Below are 21,075 nucleotides of genomic sequence, written 5' to 3' on the forward strand. Positions count from 1 at the left end.
ATGCTAGGCGCGGTGGCTGAGCGCTCGGCGGCGGTTCCGGCTGGCGTCAGGCGTCAGGGGTCAGGCGTTAGGTGTGGGGCGCCAGCTCGGCGATGGAGCAGGTCGGCAGGGCGACCCAGCCTTCCACCTTCGCTGCGTCGAGCAGGTCTGGTGCGACGGGCAGCGTCTTGCCGAGCGCGTGGGCGCGCGCGTTGAGGGATGCGGCGAGTGCATCGAGGGCGTCGTCGGAGCGGCCGAGGAGCAGGCGCTGCTCGTCGGTCGTCTCGAGCCAGGGGAGCGCATCCAGCAGTGCCGCCGCCGCCAGGACGCGCGCCTCCGGCTTGGTCTTGTACCCGGGAGTGAGCAGCCCCCAGGCGCGCAGGGCTGCGGCGGGGTAGACCTCGGCGAAGCGTCCGCCGCCGGAGCGGTCGACCTCCTCGCCGGTCGATTCGAACGCCTCGAGCAGCTCGGCGCAGTGGATGGCCGTCATGCCGAGCCGGTCCGTGGATACGCTCAGCGGCCACCGCCCCGTGCGCTCGCGCACGACCCGGTCCGTGTTTCGGTAGGCGAGACGCCGACGCAGGTCGATGCCGGAGTGCGTGCGCGCCCCCGTCGCCCGTCCTGCGTGCGCCGTCACGAACTCGACGAACTCGATGGGCCAGCCGAACGCGCAGTCGATGCCGATGCTCGTCGCATCCACCGACAGGTCGACGATGTCCGCGTCGTGGATGCCGAGCCGCAGCTCGGCCACGCGGGCCGTATCCGCTCCCCACTCGATGGCGGCGAGCGCCGTCCGGGTGGGCTCGGCGGCCAGGTCAACGCCAACGGTTCTCATGCCGCCAACGCTAGCGGGCGAGCCGCCTGGCTAGGCTGACGTGGTCGAGCCGCGTTCCGCTGCCCGGGTCAGGGAGGGTGCTCGTGAGTGTGGGCTCGTTGGGTGCGGCGCAGGACGCATCCGCTCGTCGCTCGCTGGTGATCGCAGTGCTGTCGCTGCTCGGGGCGACCCTGTTCTGGGCGAGCAACTACATCGTCGGCGAGGCAGTGCTCAAGACCTTGGACCCGCTCAGCCTCGTGCTGTGGCGTTGGACGCTCGCCGCCGTGCCGCTGCTCGCGATCGCGCACTTCGTTGAGCGTCCGAAGTGGCGGGAGGTGCTCGGTGCTTGGCCGTGGCTGCTCGCCCTCAGCTGCACGGGGCTCGTCGGCTACAACCTGACGCTCTACGCCGCCCTGCAGTACAGCGATGCCTTCAGCGCATCCCTCATCAACGCGTTCAACCCGGCGGTGATCGCGGTTGCCGCCGCGGTCTTCCTGAACCAGCGCCTCACCAGCACCGGCGTCTGGGGTGTCGTGATCGCCCTCGTCGGCGTGTTCGTCGTTGTGAGCGGCGGCGACGTCGGTGCGTTCCTGGAGGCGGGGTTCGGGATCGGACAGCTGCTCATGTTCGGCGCCGTCGGCATCTGGACGGCCTACACGATCATCGGCCGCCGATCGCCGCCGCTGCCCCCGATCACCTCGACGTCGATCCAGGCGGTCATCACCGTGCTCCTCGTCGCGCCGGTCACCCTCGCGACGGGCGGCCCGCAGCTCCCGGTCTCAGCGGAAGCGCTCACGTCGCTGCTGCTCATCGCAGTGTTCCCGTCGGTGCTGTCCTACCTGCTCTGGAACCGCGCGCTCGCCGTCATCCCGGCGGCCCGAGCAGGGGTGTTCCTGAACCTGATCACCGTGTTCACGGTCGCGTTCACCCTGCTGGCAGGACAGCCGTTCACGATCGGGCAGCTTGTGGGCGGGGCGATCGTCATCGTCGGAGTCGTCGTCGCGAACGCGCAGGCGTTCCGGCGGGCGGCTTGAATCCGCCTGTGTCGCAACGAACCGGGTAGCTGACGAGCGCGGGCGTCTTCAGCGCTGCGAGGTCGAGTTCTCGGAGCTCGATCGCGGTGCGACTGCGACGTCGGAGCCCTCCTGCCGCGGTGCCCCGCGGCCGACCAGCCAGCTCGCGACGGCGGCCACGGCGACGAGGGCCAGCACGGCGATGAGCGCGGACCTGAGCCCGAAGTCCTCGCCGAGGAAGCCGAGCGCGGGTGGACCGACGAGGAACGCGATGTACCCGAGCGTCGCGGCGAACGCGACGCGCGCATCGGGCCGGTCGCCCGAGGCGCCAGCGGCCGAGAGGGCCACGGGGAAGCCGAGTGCCGTGCCGAGGCCCCACAGGATCGCGGCGCAGGCAGCGACCGCCTGGTTGTCGACGAAGATGATGAGCGCGAGCCCTGCCGCGCCGATCAGCGCGCTCGCGCACAGCACCGCGGGCCGGCCGAAGCGGTCGACGAACGAGCCGCCCACGAACCGTCCGACGGTCATCGACAGGGCGAAGACCGCGAAGATGCCGGAGCCCCAGGCCGCGTCGAAACCGTGCCCGTCGACCATGACGAGAGGGAGCCAGTCGTTGGCGCTGCCCTCGGCCATGGCGAGCGCGAGCACGATGACGCCGATCAGCAGCAGCGTCCTGTCGCGCCAGAGCGGGCTGCTGGCTGGCGCATCTGCCTTGACGGTGCTCACCTCGAGCGCCGCCCTGCCGGTAGCCGGGGGAAGGAGGCGGATGGAGGCGACGAGCCCCACTGCGACGACCACGGCGGCGATGCTGAGGTGCGCCAGGATGGGGAAGGACGTGGCGGTTGCGACGATGCCGCCGACCGCGCCGATGGTGGTGCCGAGGCTGAAGAAGCCGTGCATGGCGGGCAGCGTCGACTTGCCGAGCTGCCGCTCCACGTCAGCCCCCTCGATGTTGAGCGCCACCTCTGCGCCGCCCATGCCGAGGCCGAAGAGGGCGAGCCCGAGGGCCACGACGATGCCGGAGGCCAGCGCCGCACCCGCCCCGATCGTCAGCGCGCTCGCCGCGACGAGGGTCATGCCGACGGCGATGACCGGGCGCGCGCCAAACCTGCTGACGAGCCGGCCCGAGCTGAGGATGCCGACCATCGACCCGACCGAAAGGCCGAAGAGGATCAGCCCCATCTCCGCGGTCGACGCGCCGAGCGCATCCCGGACGTCGGGGGTGCGGGTCACCCAGGAGGCGATCGTGATGCCCGGCAGGAAGAAGAGCACGAACAGCGCGAAGCGGCGGCGCTGGGGGGAAGCGGGCAATTGGGGTCCGTTTCAGATGAGGGGGGTCCCTATGGTCTTGTCAAGCGGCAGGAGCCATAGGTGGCTGGTAGATGGTGCCGTCTCGGAGTATTGCGCAGAGAACGTCGCAGCGTCGTCTCGCGAGAGCTCACGAGTGCTTGGTTGTGGCGTTTGCCTTGCGCTCGTTTCCGGTCGTAGTACGACCTTGAAACTGGGTCTCTGAAAGTGATGCGGATGCGGTCTTGTGGATTTCAGCAATCGCTCGAAACTGATCGTTTATGACGGTGACTGGACCGAGATCGCAGGCCATGGGTCGCTCCCGCTTCGACCAGACGGCTCGGGTCTGTGGGGCGAGTGATGTCAGCTGCTGACCTCCAGCGCCAGAGCCTGGATGCCCGAGCCGCTGCCGGAACCGGTCAGTGACCGCCGTCCTGCTGTCAGTCAATGGAACCGCGTTCGCCGAGCGCGACTGCGGCTTGAAAGATCTCCACGACTACGTCGGGGCCGTCGAAGGCCTGGCTCGGGTTCACGTCTTCCCCCTCGCTGGCCGCACGAGATAGCCGCTCTTGGAGGTCTCGAAATCGGCCGCGTCGTGCAGGCGGTACGAGATCGTGGTCATCCGCTTCGGGCTGTCTAGACGGACGGTCATCAGCTTGCTCCTCGGCGTCGCGCTCGGCTCGTTCCCACAAGCATGGCCCGGCAGCTGCTCCCCCGCAAACGATCGTTTGTGGGGGAGAGGTTGAGCCGGACGCCGTCAACGTTGTGAATCACAGCCGTAGATGTCGCCGTGATCACGGCGATGTATGTCCTGTCTCATGCGTGAGTCAATTCGCCTCGTGGCGGCGCAGTGACGCCGATCTCTGTCATCGACCTTGGGGAGTGGTGGTTGTCCCCGCCATCACCGATTGATCCTTCGATCTACTCGGTGGTCGTTCTGTCGCGACGGAATAGGCGCCAGACCCTTGCGCCGACGAGCAGGAAGATGGCGATGATGACGATGGGCACGACGAGCCATTCCCATCCCCCCGACCACCCAATGCCGAAGCCCTGATCATTCGAGAACGCGTTGACGGGCACGAAGAAGAAGGTTGCCTCCGCCTTCATCGGTGCAACGCTATCCACCACTGCCAGCATGCCCCCGGCGAACGAGAGGAACGCGACCCAGTACGTGCCGAGCGCTGCCGCGGCAGTCAACGTGCCGATTGACCAGAGCGGCCGCATCCATCCTCCCTCGCCATAGCGTGCTGCAAGTGTTCGCGGGGCACCCAGGTCGGCAATTACCGCTTGCACCGGCCGCCCATCCGTGTCAATCTCGTCGCGCAGCGTTCTCAGGATGCGCCTACGCTCGGAGGCAGAGACGACTCCCTCGAGGTGCCAGTCCAGACGAAGCAAATAGATGGATGCGCGCATGGATGTCGAATGTTTGGCTTGAGTGAAGTGTGACATGCTCATTCCCTTTCGAGTTCGATGGCTTCGGACACGGCCGTAGCAGTTTGCTCCCACTGATGTCGGGCGACCGCGAGTGCAATTGCGCCTGCATCCGTCAGCGCGAAGTACTTACGAGGTGGGCCACTCGGCGACGACCTGGAGAACGTCGTGACGAGAGAGTCCCGTTCGAGCCGGTTCAGGACGGGATATACCAACCCCGTACTGACTTCGAGGTCGAGCGCCGTCAAGCGCTCGACCAACTCATACCCGTAGGACTCCTCCTGCTGGATAAGTTGCAGAACTACCAACGGGAGCACTGCGCGCGTCAGTTGCGCATCCTGTCGAGCTTGTATACGAGACACGCTAGTAGTGAAGCATGAATAGCGAGAGCCTGGCAAGCTGATTCTCGAATGCGGCCACACCGTGCAGGAAATTACCGACACGTTCGGGGTGTCCCGGCCCACGATCTATCGGCACTTGGCCGAGCACGTCGAGCGGGCCTGACAAGGGATCATGGCGCACCTCAGCGACCGGCAGAAAGCCGAGCTTGTGCGCCAACACCAGGACGGCGTGCCGTGGACGCGTTTTGCGGAGCACTCCGGCGTTGCGGTGCGGACTCTGCGACGCTGGGCCCCGCAGTGTCTGGAGGCCACTCGACCCGGCGCCGGAACGGGCACCGCCAAGCGGCCGCAGGGGCTCGCCTGCCTCGACTATCTGCGCGAGGGTGACACCCTCGTCGTGCGCCGTCTCGACCGCATCGCGGGTAGCGAGACGATGGCCATTCAGGCCATCAGTGAGCTGCACGATCGCGGCATCAACATCAAGAGTCTCACTGAGCCCGACATCGACACGACCACGCCGATGGGGCGCGCATTGTTCGGCATCGTCGCTGTTTTCGCGCAGCTCCGCGTGGACACGATCCGGGAGAACACACAGCGCGGGCTCGCGCACGCGCGAGCCCAGGGCCGCGTCGGCGGTCGCCCGTCCGTGATGACGCCCGAGCGCACAGAGCAGGCGCTGAACATGCGAGCCCAAGGGCACAGCATCCAGCGCATCGCGACCGTGCTCGGCGTCGGCAGCTCGTCCGTTTCGCGTGCGCTCGATCGCGCCGCCGAAGACGCCAAGCTCGACGGCACGCAGCTCTCCGCGTAAGCGGCCTGCCCGCTTCTTGCCCGTCCTCCCAATACCTGCTGCCCCTCACTGGGAGAGGCCGCGGTCCAGGGCGCGGCTTGCCGCATCGCATGCGACGCGGAACGCTCTTGACGGGGGCCTCTCGCGTGACAGAATCTGCGCATTGGGGGAGAAGTCGTGGCTTCGAGCGTATCGCCCGGCTGGCCGACGCCGCGCGGCAGGAGAGGGCCGCCATGCATGCATGGCGGCCCTCTCGGGACGAACGGCCGTGATCGCCGGCCGGTGTTGCCTACGCGCCGGTTGCGGGCAGCGCCTCGAGCGTCGCGCCGTTCGAGGCGATGAGCTCCCGATACCAGTGGAAGCTGTCCTTCCGCACGCGGTCGCCGCTGCCGGCGCCCTCGTCGTCGAGGTCGACGTAGATGACCCCGTACCGCTTCGTCATCTGCGACGTGGAGGCGCTCACGATGTCGAGTCCGCCCCACGACGTGTAGCCGAGCAGGTCGACGCCGTCCTCGATGGCCTCCCGAACCTGCTGCAGGTGCTGGCGGAAGTAGTCGATCCGGTACTCGTCGTGCACGGCCCGGTCGTCGCCGGACCCTTCGAGCACATCCGTCGCCCCGAGGCCGTTCTCGACGATGAACAGCGGCACCTGGTAGCGGTCCCACAGATCGTTGAGCGCATACCGCAGGCCCTCCGGGTCGAGGTGCCAGCCCCATTCGGTGGTCTGCAGGTGGGGGTTCTTGATCGTCGAGAACAGGTTGCCGCCCGTTGCGCCGTACTGCTCGGGGCTCACGGAGGAGACGAGGCTCATGTAGTAGCTGAACGAGATGAAGTCGACCGTGTTGGCGGCGAGGAGTGCCTCGTCGCCCGGCTCCATGGCGACGTGGATGCCCGTGTCGCGCCAGAAGCGCCGCACGGTTCCCGAGTACCGGCCGCGCACCTGCACGTCGGTGTGGAACAGGTTCATGTTGTTGTCCCACTGGGCCCGCACGATGTCGGCGGGCGCCGAGGTGGCCGGGTAGTGGGCCATGCGGGCGAGCATGCAGCCGACCTGCGCATCCGGGGCGATCTCGCGGGCGGCCTTCGTGGCGAGGGCGCTCGCGACGAACTGGTGGTGCAGCGCCTGGTAGCCGACCTGGCGCGGGTCGACCCCGTCCTCGGGTTCGCGCTCGATGATGCCGCCGCCCGTGTACGGCTCGATGAGGGTCGTGTTGATCTCGTTGAACGTGAGCCAGTAGCGCACGAGTCCCCGGTACCGCGTGAGGATGGTCCTCGCGTACGTCTCGAAGAGGCCGACGACGGCGCGGTTCGACCATCCGCCGTACTCGGTGACGAGGTGCAGGGGCATCTCGTAGTGCGACATCGTGACGACCGGTTCGATGCCGCGCTCGCGGAGGCGCGTGAAGAGACGCTCGTAGAAGAGGAGGCCTTCCTCGTTGGGCTGGGCGTCGTCGCCGTTGGGGAAGATGCGCGTCCAGGCGATCGACATGCGCAGTGACTTCAGGCCGAGCTCCGCGAAGAGCTCGACGTCGCCCTCCCAGCGGTTGTAGAAGTCGCTTGCCGAGCGCTTGGGGTAGCCGGCAGCGCCCGGGGTGGCGATGGCTTCGGCGATCTGCGCATCCGTCGCCTTCATGAGCGAGGTGATGTCGACGTAGTCGCCGGTCTTGCGGAAGGGGATGACGTCGGCCTGCGAGAGGCCCTTGCCGTCTTGGTCGAAGCCACCCTCGACCTGGTTCGCGGCGAACGCAGTTCCCCAGAGGAATCCATCGGGGAAGGCGCCGGAGGCTCCGTGCGGGCTCGGGTCGGTTGCGGTGCGCTGCTCCGTGGTGCGGGTCATGCGGTTGCCTCCTTGTGGCTGGCCTTGGCGTCGATGGTGGAGAGGACGTGCATGAGTGCGTCGCCGTTCCCGCGCGTGCCGGGGGTGCCCGGCACGATCGAGCGCAGGCCGAGGTTGGTGATGACGATGACCGTCACGGTGTCGTTGGTGGCGCTGACGGCGTCGAGGTCGACGTCGATGAGCGGGTCGCCGATGGTGACGCGGTCGCCTTCCGCGACGTGCGCCTCGAAGCCGCGGCCCTGCAGGGAGACCGTGTCGATGCCGATGTGGATGAGCACCTCGGTGCCCTGGTCGCTGCGGATGGCGACGGCGTGCTTGGTCGGGAAGACGGTGACGACTTCACCCGTGACGGGCGACGTGACGTGACCGCTGGTCGGGCGGATGGCGGCGCCGTCGCCGACGAGACGCTGCGAGAACGTCTTGTCTGGCACGTCGTCGAGGGAGATGAGCTCGCCTGCCATGGGGGAGGCGATGAGCTCGCCGCTCGAGGGCGCGAGGGGTGCATCCGTCGTCGAGGCGGCGCTGGCTGCGGTGGCTGCGGCCGCCGGCTTCTCGTTCGCCGCGACGGTCTGGGAGGCCTTGGCGAGGATCGACTCGTCGATGCCGAGGATGGCGGAGACGACGGTCGAGACGATGAACGCTAGGACGATGCCGAGGATCGCCCACCCGAAGGTGGCTCCGACGAGGCCCGGCAGGCCGGGGAGGCCGCCGTTGCCGGCGAGCACGTAGGCCTGCACGCCGAAGCCGAGCGAGATGGCGCCGCCGACGCCGGCTCCCGCCATGGAGGCGATGAGGGGGCGGCGCAGCGGGAGCGCGAGGCCGTAGAGGGCTGGCTCGGTGACGCCCATGAGGGCCGTGAAGGTCGTCGAGAGGGAGAGTGCCTTGATCTGCGCGTTCTTGGCGCGGAGGAAGACGCCGAAGACGGCACCGGCGGTCGCGAACGTCTGCACATAGGTGAGGGGCAGGAACTTGTCGTAGCCGAGGGTGGCGAGGTTCTGCAGGATGAACGGGACGAGCGCGTAGTGCATCCCGGTCATGATGATGAGCGGAAGCAGCGCGCCGATCACGAAGCCGGCGGGTGCGCCGCCGTTGTCGAGCGCCCAGTTGATGCCGCCGGCGACGCCGTTGCCGACGAAGGTGCCGAGCGGGCCGAGGACGACGAGGGTGATCGGGACGACCGTGACGAGCGTGAGCATGGGCACGAAGGTCAGCTTCAGGAACGACGGGATGATCTTCGTGAAGAGGCGCTCAGCCCACGACATGAGGTAGACGCCCAGCAGCACGGGGATGACGGAGTACGCGTAGGAGACCGAGGTGACCGTGACCCCGAGGAGCGCGACCGGCTCGCCGGCGCTGAGCATGGTCGTGAGCGCCGGGTAGACGAGGACCGCGCCGAGGGACGCCGCGACGTAGGGGTTCGCGTTGAGCTTCCGCGCTGCCGAGACGGCGACGACGATCGGCAAGAAGAAGAAGACCGCGTCGGCGATGGCCGAGAAGATGAGGAACGTCTGCGAGCTCGGGTCGACCCAGCCGAACGCGTTGATAAGGGCGAGCACACCCTTGAGCAGGCCCGCGCCGGCGATGGCCGGGAGGATGGGTGCGAACACGCCGGAGATGAAGTCGAAGAAGCGGGTGTGCAGCTTCTGCTTGCCGCCCTTGGTGCCGGCGGTTGCATCCGCTGCGCTCTCTTCGGAGCTCGCGAGGCGCGGCACCTCGGCGACGATCGCCTTGTGCACCAGCGGCACGTCGTTCCCGATGATGACCTGGTACTGCGAGCCGGCGTCGTTGACGCCGACGACGGGTCCGATCGCGGTGAGCGCGGCCTGATCTGCCTTCGAGTTGTCCTTCAGGCCGAAGCGCAGGCGGGTGACGCAGTGGTAGAGCGAGGAGATGTTCTCTTCGCCGCCGACCGCGGCGATGATCGCTGCGGCGTCTTTCTCATACTTCATGGGGTGTCTCCTGGTCGGGGAGAATCCCGGCTTCACGCGGTTGCCCTCACGCTGCGGTGGATTCTTGGGGTGTTGAAAACTGTGGGGTGGATGCGGCGGTGCCGTGTCAGAGGAAGTTCGCGATGTGCAGGCCGAGGTAGACCTTCTCGGAGGCGCTCATCGCGTGCCCGTGGCTGCGCTTCACGAACGCATCCACCTTGTCGACGCTCGAGAACGCTGCCGGCTTCTGCTCGGTGAGGATGCGCAGCAGCTCGGCGTCGTCGCGTTGCACGGTCTCGCCGAGGAGCACGCGCTGCGCGAAGAAGCGCACGTGGGTGACGAAGCGGAGATACGACGAGTTGGCGTCGTCGTAGTGCAGGCCGAAGTGGAGGCGCACGATGTCGAGGATCGAGTGGGTCAGCTCCATGAGGCGGGCCGCGCTGTCGGCGGCGCCGCCGACCTGGGCGTTGATGACGTGGAGGGCGATGCTCGTCGCCTCCTCCTCGGGGAGGTCGACGTCGAGGCGCGAGTTGAGCTCGGTGACGGCGCTCTTCGCGAAGGCGTACTCGCTCGGGTAGTAGCGGCGCACCTCGACGGCGAGTGGCACGGTGAAGTCGCCGCCGTCGCGGGCGCGCTGCACGGCGAACACGAAGTGGTCCGCGAGGCTCGCGTAGAGGCTGTCGCTGATCTTCGCGCTCAACTCGGCGCGCGCGCGGGCGACGAGGTCGGCGGTGGCGGTGAGGATCTCGGCCGGGATCGAGTCGACGATGGAGGCGAAGTGCCGGCTGGCGGCGTCGTCCTCGAGCCGGAAGACCTTCTCGACGAGTGACTGGTCGACGCGCTCGCCCGGCTTCGAGCGGAACCCGAGTCCCTTGCCGAAGACGATGACCTCCTGCAGGGAGTCGTCCAACGCGTCAACAACGTTGTTGTTGAGTACCCGCCGAATGATCATCTTGCTCTCCTAGGAACACGCTTGCTGAAATCGTCGTCGAAACAGCTGCGGTGTTGCCTGCGGAAGCAGTGACAAGCCGCTGTCACTGTAACCACATCCTCGGGACATGGCAAGCGGGAGGGCTACGGGGTCGTCTCGCCCGGGTAGACCACGCCGATCGCGGCTCGCGCCTGGTCGAGCACTTCCATGATCTCGATGGATGCCTGCCAGGGCATCACGGGCGACTGCGTGGCCCCGTCTGCGAGGAGGCGCGCGAACTCGGCGGCCTCGAACTGGAACCCGCCTGGCACCGTCGCGTCCCACTCGCTGACGGTGGCGCCGCCGACGCCATCGGTCGACTCGTCCGTGGCCTCCCCGGACCCGTCTCGGTCGAACTCGCTCACGCGGAGCATTCCCGGAACGAAGAACTCCCCGGGCAGTTCGACGATGCCGTGCTCGAACACGAACTCCGCGCTCGACGCGGCTCGTCCCTCGAAACTGCACCGAGCCGTGCCGACGGCGCTCGCGGTGCGCATGATGACGGATGCGGACCCGTCGACGGCGTACCCGGGAAGCAGGTTGCCTGCCGCGGCGACCTCGATGGGCGAGCCCATGAGGTCGTGGACCGCGGCGACCGAGTAGACGCCGATGTCGAGCAGCGCGCCACCGCCTTGCTCGACGTCCACGATGCGCGGGACGGGGGCATCCATGATCCCGGTGAAGTTCGCGTGGGCGGTGACAAGGCGGCCGAGCGTTCCGTTGGCGGCGATCTGCCTTGTCACCGTGAACTGGGGGAGGAACCGCGTCCACATGCCGTCGACGACGAGCACTCCACGCTGTTCGGCAGCGGCGAAGACCTCGCGGGCCTCGCGGGCATTGAGCGTGAACGGCTTCTCGACGAGCACCGGCTTGCCTGCGCGGATGCACGCGAGCGCGAGCTCGTGGTGTGTCGAGTTGATGGTTGCCAGGTAGATCGCGTCGACGCTCGGATCCGCGATGAGCTCGCCGTAGGAACCGTACGCACGCTCGACGCCCAGCTCCTGGGCGAAGGCTTCGGCGCGCGACAGTTCGCGCGCCCCGACCGCCGCGATCGTCGACCGGGTGTGACGCGGCACCTCGTGCGCGAATCTTCGCGCGATGTGGCCGGCGCCGAGGATTCCCCAGCGCAGCGGGGGAACATCCGCCGGGTCGAGCAGCTCGACACCCTCCGCGAGGCGGGCGATGGGGGCGGGGAGTTCGGCGACGAACGCGGGGGTGGCGGGGTCGGTCATCGTCCGAGTCTGGCATCGGGCGAGGGAGTGAGTCGAGGGGCGCGTCGTCTCGTGAGCCGCGGTGCAGCTCGCGCTGCCCGCTTACTCCAGCCCGAGGTCGATCACGACCTTGCCGCGGGCGCGGCACTCCTCGAGGCTCGCGACGGCCTCGGACGCTTCGCGGAGGGGGACGACCGCGGTGATCGAGGCGCGCAGCTCGCCGCGCTCGACGGCGGGCGAGAGCCGCGCCCACTGCTCGGGCAGTGACACGAGGCACTCGGGCATGAGCCCTTCCCAAGCCGCGCCGACGACGGAGATGTTGCCAAGCAGCAGCCGGTTGGTCTTGACGGTCGGGATGCTGCCGCCGGTGAAGCCGAGCACGACGAGGCGCCCGCGCTTCGCGAGGCACCGCAGGGAGTCGGTGAAGCGGTCGCCGCCGACGGGATCGAGGACGACGTCGACGCCGCGGTGGTCGGTGAGCTGGCGGACCTCGGCGAGGAAGTCGCCCGCGAAGACGGTGTGGTCTGCGCCGACCGAGCGTGCGAGCGCAGCTTTCTCCTCGGTCGAGACGACGGCGATGACGGTGGCGCCGATGAGCTTCGCCTGCTGGATGAGCGCGACGCCGAGCCCGCCAGCGGCCCCCTGGATGAGGACGGTCTCGCTTGGCCGCACCTGCCCGCGGTCGCGGAGGGCGAAGTCGGCGCTCAGGAGGTTGATGGGCAGCGCCGCGGCATCCAAGAAGCTGATCGAATCCGGTAGTGGCAGCACCCGGTCGGCCGGCGCGACGACGTATTCGGCGAAGGCGCCATGGCTGGCGACGCCGAAGACCCGGTCGCCCTCCGCGAACCCGGAGTCTTCGCCGGCCTCGGCGACGATGCCCGCGAACTCGCAGCCGAGCGCAAACGGAGTCGGGATGCGGTGCTGGTACTCGCTGCGCGACTGCAGCACGTCGGGAAACGCGACGCCGGCCGCCCGCACCTCGACGAGCACATGACCGGGCGCTCGGTGGGGGAGCGGCACCTCGCGGAGCTGCAAGCTGTGCGGGCCGCCATCCGTCGAGTTCACGACCGCCCGCATCGGAGTGGCTCGGCCGGGCGCAGGGTCGCGTGGCCCGTCGTGCGTGGGCTGGTCTGGCAGAGCATCCGGCACGCGTTTCACGCTAGCCGCTTCTCCCCGTGTCCGGCGATCATGGCTGCGCGGCCCGCCCACCGGTGGAAACCCAGGACCCGACCGGTCGATCTGGGAGGTCCTCGAAGGTCTCCTCGGTTCCGGTGATCACGAATCCACGTGCTTGGTAATTCGCCAGGGCCAGCGGGCCGTCGAGGGTGCAGGTGTGCACCCAGAGCCGTGAGACGGGTGCGAGCTGGGCGCGCTCCGGCAGCGTCCACGCGGCGAGGACGCCGTGCTCGAGCAATCGTCCCCCGAGTCCGCGACCCTGGGCCGCCTCGGCGAGGCCGAAGTACCGGATCTCCACCGCGGTTCCCTTGTCGGATGGCTTCGGCTGAAGGTGGACGTACCCGAGCGGATTGCCGCCGCCGTAGAGGATCCAGAACTCGGTGCCGAGTTCCGCGAGCTCATCCACCCACTGGCGCCTCGTCCAGTCGAGCCGCTCCGTCCAGAACCATGGCCCGCCGACGAGTCCGTAGAGGAACCGTGCGTACTCCGGCGAGATCGAACCCGCACGGTCGAGGCGGATGTCGTCGGGAAACGCGCGAGGCACGTCTCGGGGCTGTTTGAGCATCTCCAGGGTCGTGGTGGTGACCTTCATCGGGACTCCTTGTGCGGGGCGAGCGTTCTGAGTGCGCGGCTGAGCGCGAACACCTCGTGTCGCGGGCCACGCTATTGGCGTCGGGGGAGTTCGCCAAGTGCGCGGTCGAGAGCTGTGGCGAAGGCGCGGTCGCGCTCCAGGTCGCTCTTGGGTAGGCAGAGCAGTTGAAGGTGCAGAAAGAGCCCGGGCGGATGAACTGGTGAGTGCCAGCCCATCCGCCCGGGCGTTTTCCTGAGTCCCCTTGCGGCTACTCGCTCGTCACGCGTCCGCGGCGCTTCTTGATGAGGAACGCCGCCCCGGTGCCGGCGAGCACAGCCCCGAGGAGGGCGAGGAAGCCGGCGATGCTGCCGTCGACGCCCGTCGTGGCGAGGTCGCCGTCCTGGCCGCCGGCGTCGGAGCCGCCGTTCCCGGACCCGTTCCCGGACCCGTTGCCGCCGCCGTTGCCGGGGCTCGACGTCGGCGCGGTGGTCCCGGTGCCGTCGGTGGAGGTCGGCTGCGGCGTGGGCTCAGTCGTCGGCTCCGGGGCGACACCGACCGTGAAGTCGAAGCTGCCGGAAGTGACTTCGAGCTGGGCAGTCCCGTTCTCGATGCCCACAAGCGTGACGCCCTCGGCGTCGGCCGCGGCGAGTCCGCCCTCAAGCACGGTCATGCTCTCGTCGGCAACTGGCACATAGACCGTCGCGGACGAGTTCGCGGGAACCACGACGTGGTACTCGAACGCGCCGTTCTCGGTCGTCCAATCGGAGACGAGCGTGCCGTAGTTCGTGGTGAACGCGGCGTTCGACCACGTGACGCGGCCGTCGGCATCCGGCTGCGGCTTGAGCACGGAGTGCTGATAACCGGGGTTCGCCGGGTCCTGGTTGATGCCGGCGACCGTGTTGTAGATCCACTCGCTGACCGCGCCGTAGGCGTAGTGGTTGTACGAGTTCATGCTCACGTCGCCGAAGCCGTCCTCGAGCGTGTACGAGTTCCAGCGCTCCCAGTAGGTCGTGGCGCCCTGGTCGACCGTGTACAGCCAGCTCGGGTAGGCGTTGCTGAGCACGAGGTCGTAGGCGGCGTCGAGCTGGCCGCTGCCGGAGAGCGCCGGCAGGATGGCGGGAGTGCCGAGGAAGCCCGTCGTGAGCGCGGGCTCTCCGTTCTTGCCGGCGAGACTCAGCTGTGCGAGGCGCTCGGCGAGCCCAGCCTGGCTGCCATCCGGGTAGAGGCCGAAGTCGAGCACGATGGCGTAGGCGGCCTGCGTCTCGAGGTCGACGCCTTCGATCTGCGAGCCACCGCTCGGGAAGTAGGTGGAGACGAAGGTGTTCTTCCAGTCCTGGTGCCAGCCGCTGAACTTCTGCGCGTCCTCGGTCTTGCCAAGGGCCTCTGCGGCCTCGGCCATGAGTGCGATCGTGTGCACCTTGTACGCCTGCATCACGAACTCGGTGTCGGTCTTCGCGAACGACAGCCAGTCGCCGAGCACGAACCCGCGCGGGCCCTCGTTGAGCGCCGTCGCGTAGGCACTCATCTGCTCGTAGTTGACCTCGAGGATCTCGGTGTCGCCGTACGCCCTCCACAGCTCGTAGGGCACGATGATGCTGGCGTCTGTCCACGGGTCGGACGTTCCGTGCACGAACTCCCAGCCGGAGTGGTACGGCGCGAAGCGCGGGTACTGGCCGTCCGCGAACTGCGCGTCCGCGAGGTCGAGTTCCGTGTACTTCTGCAGGAAGTTGCGCACATCCGCGGTCATGGATGCGGTCGACGTGAACACCTGGATGTCCCCGAGCCAGCCCATCCGCTCGTCACGGGCCGGAGTGTCGGTCGGGATCGAGTTGAAGTTGCCGCGCAGGCCGTTGATCGTGTTCTCGTGCAGGGCGTTGAGACCGTCGCTCGACGTCTCGAGGTCCATCGTCAGCTCGGTGGCGGAGCTCAGCACGTACGCCGTGACGTCGCCTGTGTCGACAGAGTTCGCGTCGAATCCGTCGAAGCCGGAGACCTCGAGGTAGCGGAAGCCGTGCATGGTGAACGTCGGCTCGAACGAGCCGGAGCCCGAGTCGCCGATCGTGTAGAAGTCGTTGGCCTTCGCCGAGCGGAAGTTCTCGTTGTAGATCGTGCCTGCGGGGCCGTCGGCTGTTGCGCTGCTGTCGTTCAGCATCTCGCCGTAGTTGAGCTCGACGGTCGAACCGGCGGGCCCAGACACGTTGATCGCGACGTTGCCGACGATGTTCTTGCCGAAGTCGAAGACGAGGTTGCCGTTTGCATCGACCGTGCGGGAGACGGGCGAGAGCTCCTCGACCTTCTTGATCGCGGATGCGCTGTCGCCGACGACCTTGAGCCCTGCGGGCAGCGAGGTGGTTGCGGGTGTTGCCCAGCCTGATTCATCGAAGCCGCCCTGCGACCATCCGGCGACTGCTGGCTCGAGCCGAGCGTCGTAGTTCTCGCCGTCCATGAGGTTGCTGTCGGTGATCGGGCCCTCGCCGAAGTACGACCAATCGGGTCCCGTCGCGACCGACTCGGTGCTGCCGTCGGTGTAGGTGATCTCGAGGTTCGCCATGAGCGCCGGTTGTGCTCCGTAAGGCTTCTGCAGTGCGCCGAAGGATCCCGAGTACCAGCCATCGCTGAGCTGCGCGCCGATCGCGTTGTCGCCGGCCGCGATCTGATCGGTCACGTCGTAGGCGTTGTAGAGCGCTGTCTTGAAGAAGTCGGAGGTGCCAGGCGCGAGGTAGGAGTCACCGACCTTCTCACCGTTGAGCTCGAATTCGTAGATGCCGAGGGCGCTCGCGTAGAGGTGGGCCGACTCGACTGTCTTCCCGCTGGTGGTGAACTCCTCGCGGAAGAGGCCATCCGACGCACTTGTGTCGGACTCCTGAGCGAGACTGTCCGCAACCGTGATCCAGCCGTCGGCGATCTTCGCACCGTCGGCTTCAGCGAAGGCGGATGCGCTGGGATCTGCGGTGAGCTTCGCTTGGGTCTCGTCGAGCTTCTCGGCCGCATCGGGCACCGTCAGGGAGACATCGGTGTACTTGGCGCTCGTCCCGTTGTCGTTGTACAGGCCGACAAGACCCGCTCGCACCATCTGCCGGTTGCCCGGCAGCTCGAACTCGGCGAGCACTGCACCGTCGAGGCTGATCTTCCACGTCGACCCGGAGGGGAAGACCCCTCCGCCTCCGACGAGGCTCGCCGTGAGCGTGTGCTCGGCGGCGGGGTCGAAGCCGTCGAGTGCGACGTCGACATTCACGGGGTCGAAGCCACGGGGGCTTTCCGGATTCTCGGCCGCGCCGTTGTCGCGGGTGAAGTCTCGGATGCCCTGTGCGTTGCCCTCGTGCAGCTTCAGCCGGTACTGACCGTCGACCTCAGCCACGTTGAGCAGGATGAAGTCGTCGTCGACCCCGTTGAACGTGAGGCCGGCGGACCCCTGCAGGATCTGGAATCTCGTCGAGACATCGAACGTCGTTGCGAGCGAGCGATCGTCAGCGAGCGAGGGCTCGGCGCCTGGCTGGGTGATCCACTGAGCGCCGTTCCAACCTGTGCTCCCGTCGGTCGCCTTGAGGCCGGTTCGGAAGGACGACGTGGCGGTGGGCAGCGTCTCCCCGCGCTCATCCGTCACCTGCACGGCCCAGAAGTAGCTGGTCTTCGGCGACAGCGCGGGGCCAGCGTAGGCAACCGCTGAGCTGGCGTTCGATTCGACGACGCCGGAATCCCAGACGTCACCCTCGCCGTTGGAGGCCCTCTCGGACGAGGTCGCGACCACGAGGCGGTAGGCGGTCTGTGCGGCGCCGCGATGCGCCGCATCCATCTGCCAGCTGAAGCTCGGTGTGGAGTCGACCAGGATGGGGGACTCCTGGCGGTCGACTTGAAGAGCGACGGGAGTGGTGTCGGTCGGAGCGGCGATGGCGAGCTGCGCGCTCACGAAGGATCCTGCGAGGAGGCAGGTGCCGAGCGTCAGGGCTGTCGCGGCCTTGAATGATCGGCCTCTGCCGTGGGGGGTCTTCGATATCAAGTGCGATCTTCCGTTCTCTTCGTTGAGGTGCTTCATCGGGAGTGGAGGCACGCGGATGGAGCGTTCGTCGGTGAACGCAGCGATGTGTTGAAACGCTTCAACATCCGGGTGACACGAAATTATCAGTCGCCATGCCGTTACACAACGGGCAATCTGCAAAGCGCGCGAACGGCCTCGAGGTGGGCCGCAGACACGCCCACCGAGGCGGCGCGGAAGCTGGATCGCAGCTGCTCGACGGTGCCAGCGCCGATGACCGGAGAGACTGGAAACGCAGAGGCGAGGAGAACGGCGACCGACAACTCGGTCGCGGGTACGCCGTAGAGAGGCGCGAGCTCGTCGAGCAGCAGCGCGGTCGCCCTGTTGTGGTTGTCGTGGAAGAGCCGAACCGTCGCGTCAGCTGGACCGCGCCTCCAGCGCGAGAAATACCCCTTCGACTGCGACGAGTAGGGGCTGGCGGGAAGGCCCGACTGCTCGTGGAAGCGATGCATCGTCCCGTCCATCGCCACCATTCCGGTCGGGAGTGCCGTCTCGAGTGGGCGCGCGAGTCCCCAGCTGGGCTGATTGACCACGAATCCGGTCCACCCGCGAGCCGCCGCGACCACACGGCTCTCCCGAAGACGCGTGGTCGTCCAGTTCGAGGCGCCGTACGCACTGATGAGACCTGCTCGGGTGAACTCCTCCAACGGCGCCAGGAGCTCTTCGACGGGTATCGCGGTGCTGTCCCGGTGCAGGTACACCAACGGGATCGTCTCGAGCCCGAGGTTGTCGCGTGCCTCCTCGATGTCGAGGCGCAGCGACTCGGGGTCGAGGCGCGTCACCTCGGGGTCATCCAGTGAGGGGTGGCCGATCTTGGTCGTGGCGTTGACAACTGTGCGCATGCCCCTGGACGACAGCCATGCACCGAGCACGCGTTCGCTCGCACTCGGCGGGGCCGCATGCTCCCAATTGCCATACACGTGTGCCGTGTCGATGGTCCGCCCGCCCTCCTCGACGAAGGTATCGAGGAGGGCGAACGAAGCATCCCGGTTCTGCTTCGTGCCGAAACCGAGCGTCCCGAGCACGAGCTGCGCTCTGGGGTCGCGTGCGACGGAGATCGTGCCGGACACGGTGGGCCAGCTCTCCCTATCGCACCCGCGTCTCGAGTACGGGGGCCGCGACGCGGTGCTCGAACTTCGCGCCCGATACGAGCTCGAACCGCTCCTCTGTCCCGGGAAGTCGCACCTGCCCCGTGACGCCGGTCGGAAGCTGCAGCTCGTAGCTGACGCCCTCGTGGGTTCGCGTCCACGAGCCAGTGATCCTCCCGTACCTGGAATCGAAGGCGATCGTCGCGCTCGTGAGGTCGCCGCCGGGCTGTGGCGCCCAGACGACCCGCCGATAGCCAGGCTGCGCGGGAGCCAGCCCCCCGATGGTGCGGTGCATCCAGTCGGCCACGGAGCCCAGCGCGTAGTGGTTGAAGCTGGTCATCTCACCCGGGTTGATGCTGCCGTCGGGGAGCATCGAGTCCCATCGTTCCCAGATCGTGGTGCCGCCCATGCGCACGGTGTAGAGCCAGGACGGGCACGAGTCCTCGAGGAGCAGTGCGTATGCCTCGTCGAGGTGCCCGGTTGCGGTAAGGGCGTCGCTGATGACGGGGGTTCCGGCGAAACCCGTCGCGATGCGATGGCCCGCCTCTCGCACGAGCTGGGCCAGCCGTGCACCGGCAACCTGCTGCTCCGAGGCCGAGAGGAGGTCGAAGCGGATGGCGAGTGCATATGCGGTCTGCGCGTCACTCGTGAGCATGCCGCCATCCACGACGTACTCGCTGCGGAATGCGTCGCGCGCCTGGGACGCGATCGTCGCGTACCTGCTCGCTTCCGAGGTTCGGCCGAGGGTGATGGCGATGTCGGCGAGACGCCTCGTCGTGTACGCGAAGTACGCAGAGGCGACAAGGTACTTGTCGGTCTGCCCGTCTGCCGGGTCATGAGGCGGAGCAGCAGGGTCCAGCCAGTCGCCGAGCTGGTGTGCCGACTTCCAGAGTCGCGAGTCACCCGACTGGAGGATCATCCGGTCGACCCAAGCTCGCCCGCTTTCGAACTGACGCGCGAGGATGCCGCGGTCGCCGAATCGCTCGTGCAGCACCAGGGGAGTGAGTACAGAGGCGTCGCCCCAAACCGCGCCGGTCTCGATGGGGGTCCAGGTGGGCCCGCCGGGGACGACGGGCACGAACCACGGCACGGTGCCGTCGGGCAGCTGCTCGAGGGCGAGGTCCGCGAGCCAGCTCTCGAGGAACCCGGCGCAGTCGTAGAGGAAGGACGCGGTGGGGGCGAAGACCTGGATGTCGCCCGTCCAGCCGAGTCGCTCGTCGCGTTGCGGGCAATCCATGGGGATCGACAGGAAGTTGCCGCGCATGCCCCAGACGACGTTCTCGTGCAGCCGGTTCAGGTCATCGGATGAGGTGGTGAGCGTTCCCGTGCGCTCCATGTCGTTGTGCAGCACGCGCGCGATCACACCTCCGACGGGCAGCTCCGCAAGACCGGTGATGACGGCGTATCGGAAGCCGTGGAAGGTGAACTTCGGCTCCCACAGGCGTGGGCCGCGGCCATCCAGGGTGATGATGTCGTGGGCGTCAGCGAGGCGGAGCGGGCGGACGCCCAGCTCGCCGTGCTCGAGCACCTCGGCGTGACGCAGCTCGATGCGGTGTCCGGCCGGCCCGTCGACTTCGACGCGGAGCCGACCGACGAGGTTCTGCCCGAAGTCGACGAGGTGGGAGTCCTCTGCGGTTCGAGTGACCGAGACAGGTTCGATCTCCTGCGTGCATCGCACCGGCGGGAGCGACGGCGCGACAAGAGTGGCGGCGTCGCGAGAGCGGACTGCGACGGGAGTCCATCCGTCATCGGAGGCGCCAGGTGCGCTCCACCCGTCCTGTTCCTCGCGGGTGTCGTGCTTCTCGCCGTCGTAGAGGCCGGCGCTGGTCATCGGGCTGAGCGCCGCTACCCAATCGGCGTCGGTCGCGACGACGTGGCGGGAGCCGTCGGTGTGCTCGATCTCGAGCTGAGCGATGAGGGACTGGTCGGTGCCGTAGAGGTCGTGGTAGCCGCCGTTGAAGCCGAGCCGGCCGCGGTACCAGCCGTCCCCGAGCCAGGCGCCGATGACATTCGCGCCCTGCTGGACGTGCTGGGTGACGTCGAAGGTCCAGTAGATGAGGCGGTCGTCGTACTTCGTCCAGCCTGGAGACAGCTCGTGGTCGCCCACGCGCTGCCCGTTGATCTCCGCTTCGTAGAGACCGTGCGCGGTGACGTACAGGCGGGCGCTTCGGACGGGCTTCGCGAGGTGGAACTCGCGGCGGACGAGGGATGGCCTCCGGTCGGTCCCGGCCTCCTCCTCCCAGGCTGCGCCGACGGGCCTCGCCTGCCAGTCGGCCTCCTCGAGGAGGCCGACCTCGACCGTTGTGGCATCGCTCCAGGCGGACCACGTGCCGCCGCCGAGCACGCGGACACGGATGGCTGCTGACTCACGCGAGCGAAGCGGGTCGAACGGCCAGGACACGAGAACCTGCTCGTGGCCTCGACCACCTGACCGGCTGAGCTGCCCGCCGCGATCCACTTCGAGCTCCCAGGCATCTTGTGTCCACCCGGGAGCGGCGCTGATCTTCCAGCTGAGTCGAGGGGTGGGGGTGCCGATGCCGATGTTCTCGCGGAGGTGCTCGATCGTGGGGGGAGTGACGTGCACGGTGTTCCTGTTCGGAGTATTG

17 protein-coding genes and 1 pseudogene are annotated in these 21,075 nt (G+C 68.0%); 3 read left to right on the plus strand and 15 right to left on the minus strand.

Translation table 11 applies throughout. From position 1 onward, the window contains the following. Positions 1-67: 67 nt before the first annotated feature. On the minus strand, positions 68-814 hold the full coding sequence (locus tag C5B99_RS17820; RefSeq protein ID WP_104244579.1) for a DUF429 domain-containing protein: 747 nt from the start codon (positions 812-814) through the stop codon (positions 68-70). Between the two features lie 83 nt (positions 815-897). On the opposite strand from C5B99_RS17820, the gene C5B99_RS17825 reads away from it, so the two are divergent. Continuing rightward, the gene (locus C5B99_RS17825) at positions 898-1,827 is read left to right on the plus strand and encodes a DMT family transporter (protein WP_258063548.1); all 930 of its coding nucleotides are present in this window, start codon (positions 898-900) and stop codon (positions 1,825-1,827) included. A gap of 48 nt (positions 1,828-1,875) precedes the next feature. Here C5B99_RS17825 and C5B99_RS17830 read toward each other — a convergent pair whose 3' ends face one another. The 5 genes and pseudogenes from C5B99_RS17830 to C5B99_RS17845 form a co-directional block, all read right to left on the minus strand. After that, the gene (locus C5B99_RS17830) at positions 1,876-3,117 is read right to left on the minus strand and encodes an MFS transporter (RefSeq protein WP_104244581.1); all 1,242 of its coding nucleotides are present in this window, start codon (positions 3,115-3,117) and stop codon (positions 1,876-1,878) included. Between the two features lie 40 nt (positions 3,118-3,157). After that, a pseudogene (locus tag C5B99_RS17835) lies at positions 3,158-3,317 on the minus strand (IS110 family transposase); the annotation flags it as partial. Between the two features lie 305 nt (positions 3,318-3,622). Continuing rightward, positions 3,623-3,745 carry a hypothetical protein gene (locus C5B99_RS19740; RefSeq protein WP_258063549.1) on the minus strand — a complete coding sequence of 41 codons (123 nt, stop codon included), beginning with the start codon at positions 3,743-3,745 and terminating at the stop codon, positions 3,623-3,625. Between the two features lie 269 nt (positions 3,746-4,014). Beyond that, positions 4,015-4,542 (minus strand): hypothetical protein, encoded by a 528-nt coding sequence (locus C5B99_RS17840; RefSeq protein WP_258063550.1) that lies wholly within the window; start codon positions 4,540-4,542, stop codon positions 4,015-4,017. A 2-nt stretch (positions 4,543-4,544) separates the two neighbouring features. After that, the gene (locus C5B99_RS17845) at positions 4,545-4,967 is read right to left on the minus strand and encodes a PadR family transcriptional regulator (protein ID WP_308471443.1); all 423 of its coding nucleotides are present in this window, start codon (positions 4,965-4,967) and stop codon (positions 4,545-4,547) included. Between C5B99_RS17845 and C5B99_RS17850 the strand changes: the two genes are divergently transcribed. Both C5B99_RS17850 and C5B99_RS17855 read left to right on the plus strand, forming a co-directional pair. After that, positions 4,927-5,028: a helix-turn-helix domain-containing protein gene (locus C5B99_RS17850; protein ID WP_258063555.1), complete on the plus strand. Its 102-nt coding sequence runs from the start codon at positions 4,927-4,929 to the stop codon at positions 5,026-5,028. The genes C5B99_RS17845 and C5B99_RS17850 overlap by 41 nt on opposite strands. Before the next feature lie 9 nt (positions 5,029-5,037). Beyond that, positions 5,038-5,676: a recombinase family protein gene (locus C5B99_RS17855; RefSeq protein WP_104244585.1), complete on the plus strand. Its 639-nt coding sequence runs from the start codon at positions 5,038-5,040 to the stop codon at positions 5,674-5,676. Between the two features lie 268 nt (positions 5,677-5,944). Here C5B99_RS17855 and C5B99_RS17860 read toward each other — a convergent pair whose 3' ends face one another. From C5B99_RS17860 to C5B99_RS17900, 9 genes are all read right to left on the minus strand, one after another. Beyond that, positions 5,945-7,492, minus strand: coding sequence for a glycoside hydrolase family 1 protein (locus C5B99_RS17860; RefSeq protein ID WP_104244587.1), 1,548 nt, complete (start codon positions 7,490-7,492; stop codon positions 5,945-5,947). Continuing rightward, positions 7,489-9,441 carry a beta-glucoside-specific PTS transporter subunit IIABC gene (locus C5B99_RS17865; RefSeq protein WP_104244589.1) on the minus strand — a complete coding sequence of 651 codons (1,953 nt, stop codon included), beginning with the start codon at positions 9,439-9,441 and terminating at the stop codon, positions 7,489-7,491. The genes C5B99_RS17860 and C5B99_RS17865 overlap by 4 nt, the downstream gene beginning before the upstream one ends. Positions 9,442-9,547: 106 nt before the next feature. Next, positions 9,548-10,372 (minus strand): PRD domain-containing protein, encoded by an 825-nt coding sequence (locus C5B99_RS17870; RefSeq protein ID WP_104244591.1) that lies wholly within the window; start codon positions 10,370-10,372, stop codon positions 9,548-9,550. A 122-nt stretch (positions 10,373-10,494) separates the two neighbouring features. After that, positions 10,495-11,622 carry a Gfo/Idh/MocA family protein gene (locus C5B99_RS17875; RefSeq protein ID WP_104244593.1) on the minus strand — a complete coding sequence of 376 codons (1,128 nt, stop codon included), beginning with the start codon at positions 11,620-11,622 and terminating at the stop codon, positions 10,495-10,497. Between the two features lie 81 nt (positions 11,623-11,703). Next, positions 11,704-12,750 carry an NADPH:quinone oxidoreductase family protein gene (locus C5B99_RS17880; protein ID WP_258063551.1) on the minus strand — a complete coding sequence of 349 codons (1,047 nt, stop codon included), beginning with the start codon at positions 12,748-12,750 and terminating at the stop codon, positions 11,704-11,706. 37 nt (positions 12,751-12,787) lie between these two features. After that, entirely contained in the window at positions 12,788-13,369 is a 582-nt protein-coding gene (locus tag C5B99_RS17885) for a GNAT family N-acetyltransferase (protein ID WP_104244597.1), read from the minus strand. Positions 13,370-13,616: 247 nt separating this feature from the next. Then, positions 13,617-17,255, minus strand: coding sequence for a family 78 glycoside hydrolase catalytic domain (locus C5B99_RS17890; RefSeq protein ID WP_146082053.1), 3,639 nt, complete (start codon positions 17,253-17,255; stop codon positions 13,617-13,619). A 227-nt stretch (positions 17,256-17,482) separates the two neighbouring features. Continuing rightward, positions 17,483-18,451, minus strand: coding sequence for an aldo/keto reductase (locus C5B99_RS17895; RefSeq protein ID WP_104244601.1), 969 nt, complete (start codon positions 18,449-18,451; stop codon positions 17,483-17,485). Positions 18,452-18,467: 16 nt separating this feature from the next. Beyond that, positions 18,468-21,053 carry an alpha-L-rhamnosidase gene (locus C5B99_RS17900; RefSeq protein ID WP_104244663.1) on the minus strand — a complete coding sequence of 862 codons (2,586 nt, stop codon included), beginning with the start codon at positions 21,051-21,053 and terminating at the stop codon, positions 18,468-18,470. Positions 21,054-21,075: the final 22 nt, after the last annotated feature.

This window comes from Pseudoclavibacter sp. Z016 (assembly GCF_002931215.1).
GTDB lineage: Bacteria > Actinomycetota > Actinomycetes > Actinomycetales > Microbacteriaceae > Pseudoclavibacter.